Below are 1,760 nucleotides of genomic sequence, written 5' to 3'. Positions count from 1 at the left end.
GCGCCGGGAGGCGGCCTCCGCCAGTTCGGCGACCTCGTCGTCCGCGCCGGTGTCCGGCCACAGCTGCGGGGTCACGCCCGAGGCGTCCCGGACCGGCTCCGCGCGCCGGTGGACCTTCTCGACGTCGTCGCCGGGGCCGGAGACCAGGTCGCGGAACAGCGCGCACCGGTCCCGGAGTTCGTCGGCGGTCCCGACGTCGACGACCGCGCCCCCGTCGAGCACCGCGATCCGGTCGGCCAGCGTCAGCGTGGAGCGCCGGTGGGCGATCAGGAGGGTGGTGCGCGACCGGGTCACGCCGCGCAGGGTGTCGTGGATCGCCGCCTCGGTGACCGTGTCCACCGCCGAGGTGGCGTCGTCCAGGATCAGCACGCGCGGGTCGGTGAGCAGCGCACGGGCGAGGCCGACGCGCTGGCGTTGCCCGCCGGACAGGGTCAGGCCGCGTTCGCCGACCTGGGTGTCGTAGCCGTCGGGCAGCGCGCGGATGAACTCGTGCGCCTCGGCGGCCCGCGCCGCGGCGACCACCTCCTCGTCCGTGGCGTCCGGCCTGCCGTAAGCGATGTTGCCGCGCACCGTGTCCGAGAACAGGAACGCCTCCTCGAACACCACCCCGACCGTGCGCCGCAGCTCGGTCAGCGACAGCTCCCGGACGTCGACCCCGCCGAGCCGGACGTGCCCCCGGTGCGGGTCGTAGAAGCGGGGCAGCAGCAGGGACAGGGTCGACTTCCCGGACCCGGCGGTGCCCACCAGTGCCAGCGTCTCGCCCTCCCGCGCGTGCAGGGTCAATCCGTCGAGCACCGGGTCGTCGCGGGTGTAGCCGAAGCGCACGTCGTCGAACCGGACGTCGAGGGCGCCGTCCGGGACCGCCCGCGGATCCTCGGGGTCGCGGACCTCGGGCTGGGCGTCGATCAGCTCGTGCACCCGTTCGGCGCCCGCACGGGTGAGCTGGGCCTGCACGACCAGGCTGGCCAGCATCCGTGCCGGGCCCACCAGCGCGGAGACGTACGTGGCGAAGGCCAGGAACGTGCCCAGGCTGATCTCGCCGCGCAACGCGAGGATCCCGCCGACGGCGAGCACGGCGACCTGGCCCGCCGCGGGCAGCGCCGAGGTGGTGGCCGTCGGCACCGCCGACAACCGGGCCGCCCGCAGGCGCTCGGCGAACAGGGTCCGCGCGGTCCCGTCGAGGGTGTCCACCTCCCGGGACTCCTGGCCGAACCCCTTCACCACGCGGACCCCGGTGACGGTCTCCTCGACCTGCTGGGCGACGTCGGCCGCACGCTGCTGGGCCGACCAGGTGGCGGGGAACAGCCGCTTGCGGCTGACGCCCACCACGATTCCCACGGCGGGTGCCACCACCAGCGCGATCAACGTCAGCAGCGGCGACATCCACAGCATCGCGCCCAGCGCGAGCCCGGCGAACACCACCGACCCGGTGGACAGCGGCACCTGCATCAGGAACCCGGTCACCAGCTGGAGGTCGGTGATCGCGCGGGAGACGATCTGACCGGTCCGCAGCGAGTCCTGCTTCCCGCCGTCGAGTCGGGACACCGAGGCGAACACGTCCCGGCGGAGGTCGTGCTGCACGTCGAGGGCCAGCCGGCCGCCCAGGTAGCGGCGGGCGAACGCGCTGCCGAACGCGAGCACCTGCAGGGCGAGCAGCCCGCCCGCGAGCAGGCCCAGCCGGGAGGTGTCCCCGTCGACGGCGTCGTCCACCGCCTCCCGGACCAGCAGGGGCGTGGCGGCCTGCAGCCCGACCCCGAGGA

At 74.9% G+C, this 1,760-nt stretch carries 1 protein-coding gene; it reads right to left on the bottom strand.

The window, feature by feature from the left end; translation table 11 throughout:
- Nucleotides 1–1,760, bottom strand: a 1,760-nt coding sequence (locus SACPADRAFT_RS25845) for an ABC transporter ATP-binding protein (RefSeq protein WP_040923968.1), incomplete at both ends; no start/stop codon positions are given.

This window comes from Saccharomonospora iraqiensis subsp. paurometabolica YIM 90007 (genome assembly GCF_000231035.2).
GTDB lineage: Bacteria > Actinomycetota > Actinomycetes > Mycobacteriales > Pseudonocardiaceae > Saccharomonospora > Saccharomonospora paurometabolica.
Note: the sequence above shows the minus strand (reverse complement) of the source record. Positions and strands in the feature narration are given on the sequence as shown.